We start from the raw sequence: 3,150 nt of genomic DNA on the forward strand, positions 1-3,150 counted from the left end.
CAGGAGCTGCTGGAAGCCCTCGCGCCCGTCTCCTCGGCCCCCCTCGTCGCCCGCCAGATCCCCACGTGGAGCGGCGACAAGGTCAGCGGCTACATCGACCTGGCGCTGGAGCGCTGCTTCGTCTACCGGCCCGGCAAGGCCTCGGAGCAGGTGGATATCCCCGGCGATCTCCAGGCCGAGGAGGCCGACGCCCGCTTCCACATGCTGGAACAGATCGCCGACTTCGACGACGATCTCCTGGAACAACTTCTGTCCGACGTCATCCCAAGCCGCGACGCGGTGTTCGCCGATCTGGTTCGCGAGATGGCCGACGGCCTGATCACCCCCGTCTTCTTTGGTTCGGCGTTGAACGGGTTTGGCGTCCGCCGGCTGTTGAAGGCGCTCCGCCATGAGACGCCCCCGGCGGCCAAGGCCGCGGTGCGTCTGGGCATTGATCGCGGCGCCTATGTGCTGAAGGCAGCCTACGCCGGCCAGTCAGGCAAACTGGCCTATGCCCGGGTGTTTGGCGCGCCGTTGACCGACGGCGCTGACGTCGTCTTGGCCGACGGCGGCAAGAGCCGGGCGGGCGGTCTCTCGCAAGTCCAGGGCGGGACACTGAAAAAGGTCGCTAAGGCGGCGGTGGGAGACATCTGCGCCATCGGCAAGGTCGAACAGGCCGGCGCCGGGCAGATCCTGTCGACCACCGGCAAGCCCCAGACCGCGAAGGCGGCGCCCCAGGGCCGGCGTCCGCTTTTCGCCGTGGCCCTGATGGCCAGGAACCGCACCGACGATGTCCGCCTCTCCGGCGCGCTTACCAAGCTGGTCGATGAGGACCCTGGTCTGTCGCTGACCCATGACGCTGAACAGCACCAGATCCTGTTGGCCGGTCAGGGCGAAGGCCATGTGCGCCTGGCGCTGGAGCGCTTGAAGCGCCGGTCCGGCGTCGAGATCGCCACCGTCCTGCCCCGCACGCCTTACCGCGAGACGCTGGGCAAGGCGGCCAGCCAGCGGGCCAGGCACAAGAAGCAGTCCGGCGGCCATGGCCAGTTCGCCGACGTGTCGATCGAGGTTCGCCCCCTTCCCCGCGGCTCCGGCATCGTGTTCCAGTCCAGGGTCGTCGGCGGCGCGGTGCCCAAACAGTGGATCCCGGCGGTGGAGCAGGGGGTTCGCGACGGCCTGGCAAGGGGGCCGCTCGGATTTGCGGTCACCGACCTGGAAGTCACCCTGACCGACGGCATGACCCACAGCGTCGACTCCTCGGAAATGGCCTTCCGCATGGCCGGGCGCCTCGCCATTGAAGAGGCGATGAAGGTCACCGGCTCCGTGTTGCTGGAGCCCATCGAGAAGCTGACAGTCTACTCGCCATCGCCCAGCGCCTCGAACGTCACGTCCGCGCTCACTGCCCGGCGCGGCCAGATCCTGGGCTTGAGCCCCCGCGAGGACTGGCGTGGCTGGGAACGGATCGAGGCCTACCTGCCCCAGAGCGAACGCCAGGACCTGATCGCGGAACTTCGCGGCCTGACCCAAGGCCTGGGCGCCTTCGAAGCCGACTTCGATCACATGAGCGAGTTGCATGGACGGTTGGCCGACGAGGCGGCGCAGGGCGCCAGGGCGCATTGAAGCTCGCTCTGACCGCCCTCCTCGTCCGTGACTACGACGATGCTATCGCGTTCTACGTTCACAAGGTCGGCTTCGACCTTGTGGCGGACACCGATCAGGGTGACGGCAAGCGGTGGGTCGTGGTCCGGCCGCCCGGTTCAGACGCCGCCTTGCTGCTGGCCCGAGCGGTCGGCGAACAGGCCGCGCGCGTCGGCGACCAGTCGGGCGGGCGCGTGTTCCTGTTTCTGGAAACCGATGACTTCGCCCGCGACCATCGCCGGTTGACGACCGCAGGCGTCAGGTTCCTGGAAGCCCCGCGCCATGAGCCCTATGGTTCAGTGGCGGTGTTCGAAGACCTGTGCGGGACGAAATGGGACCTCATCCAGCCGGCGCAGGCGGCGCCGGCATGAGCGCGTCGTCGATCGCTGCGGCGCGGATCGCGGCCGAACGGGCGCGCAGCCGCGCCACATAGGCCTCGAACACGGGGCGTTTCTCAATGGCGTCGAAGCTCATCCCCCAGCCGAGATGCGCGCCGACGTAGAGGTCGGCCGCAGTGAAGCTGTCGCCGACCAGGAACTCCCGGTCGTTCACGGCGCCCTCGATAGCGTCGAGGACCGCCTGCATGGTGCCGTAGCCGACCATGATCTGGCGTTCCGTCGGAACCTCGACCTGCAGGGCGAACATCGAGATGGCCTGTTCGATAGGACCGGCCGAAAAGAACAGCCAGCGATAGTATGCGCCGCGCAGGCGGCTGCCTGACGGCGGAGCCAGGCCCGCCTGCGGAAAGGCGTCGGCAAGGTAGGCGCAGATCGCGCCGCACTCGGTGACCACCGTGCCCCCATGGGTGATCGCGGGCACCTTGCCCATGGGATTGATGGCCAGGTACTGCGGCGTCTTGGTCTGTCCAGCAAAGTCGAGCAGCACGGTTTCATACGGCTGGCCCACTTCCTCGAGCATCCACCTGACTACGCGGCCGCGGGACATGGGATTGGTGTAGAAAACGATCTCGTCAGACATGGCGGGGCTCCTGCTCTGGGCGCCAATAACCACGTCGGTGCTGACAGCCCTATGTCAGCAGCACGCGGGGCGTCAGGCGGCGACCCCGACTCTTGTCATCTCGCGGCGCAGATAGAGCTCTGCGACCATCAGGTTCGGAACCCAGGCCAGCCAGGCGATGGCGCGATAGGCGTCCAGGAATTCGATCCCCATCACTTGCGACAAGGGCAGATAGAGCCGCAGGGTCACCGCGCCGAACGTCAGGGCGAAGGAGCGGATCATCCACTGGCGGTGTTCTTCAAACCGGCGCGCCTGGGCCATGCGCAGGGCCTGGCCGGTGCAGGCGATCCACACCACCGCAAGGGTCCCGAACCCGAAGCCGGCGATGGGCCCAGCGGTGCTGCCGAACGACAGGATGAACCCGGCCAGGCCGCTGATCAGGCAGCTGGCCACATAGGCCTTGCCCAACGTGCGGTGAAGACTGCGCCGGTTCCGCACCCAGGGCAGGAACTGGAACGGCCCGATCATCAGCGCCGCCCCCGCCAGCGCGGCATGCAGCGCCAGCCACGGTCGGGC

General features: G+C 67.8%; 4 protein-coding genes. 2 read left to right on the plus strand and 2 right to left on the minus strand.

The features are described 5' to 3' along the window. Positions 1–1,599: elongation factor G (locus RMO97_RS12625; protein WP_310541419.1), on the plus strand; the 1,599-nt coding region annotated here is incomplete at its 5' end. After that, positions 1,596–1,988 (plus strand): VOC family protein, encoded by a 393-nt coding sequence (locus RMO97_RS12630; protein ID WP_310541420.1) that lies wholly within the window; start codon positions 1,596–1,598, stop codon positions 1,986–1,988. The genes RMO97_RS12625 and RMO97_RS12630, both read left to right, overlap by 4 nt. Here RMO97_RS12630 and RMO97_RS12635 read toward each other — a convergent pair. Continuing rightward, positions 1,957–2,595: a glutathione S-transferase family protein gene (locus RMO97_RS12635; protein WP_310541421.1), complete on the minus strand. Its 639-nt coding sequence runs from the start codon at positions 2,593–2,595 to the stop codon at positions 1,957–1,959. The two genes, RMO97_RS12630 and RMO97_RS12635, sit on opposite strands and share 32 nt — an antisense overlap. A 72-nt stretch (positions 2,596–2,667) precedes the next feature. Then, positions 2,668–3,150, minus strand: a 483-nt coding sequence (locus RMO97_RS12640) for a DUF2306 domain-containing protein (protein ID WP_310541422.1), incomplete at its 5' end; no start/stop codon positions are given.

Source organism: Phenylobacterium sp. (assembly GCF_031425575.1).
In the GTDB taxonomy this organism is placed as follows: Bacteria; Pseudomonadota; Alphaproteobacteria; order Caulobacterales; family Caulobacteraceae; genus Phenylobacterium.

Bases quoted from the DNA above. Each gene is read 5' to 3' on its own strand.
- RMO97_RS12635 (WP_310541421.1), bottom strand. From the start codon at position 2,595: ATGTCTGACGAGATCGTTTTCTACACCAATCCCATGTCCCGCGGCCGC.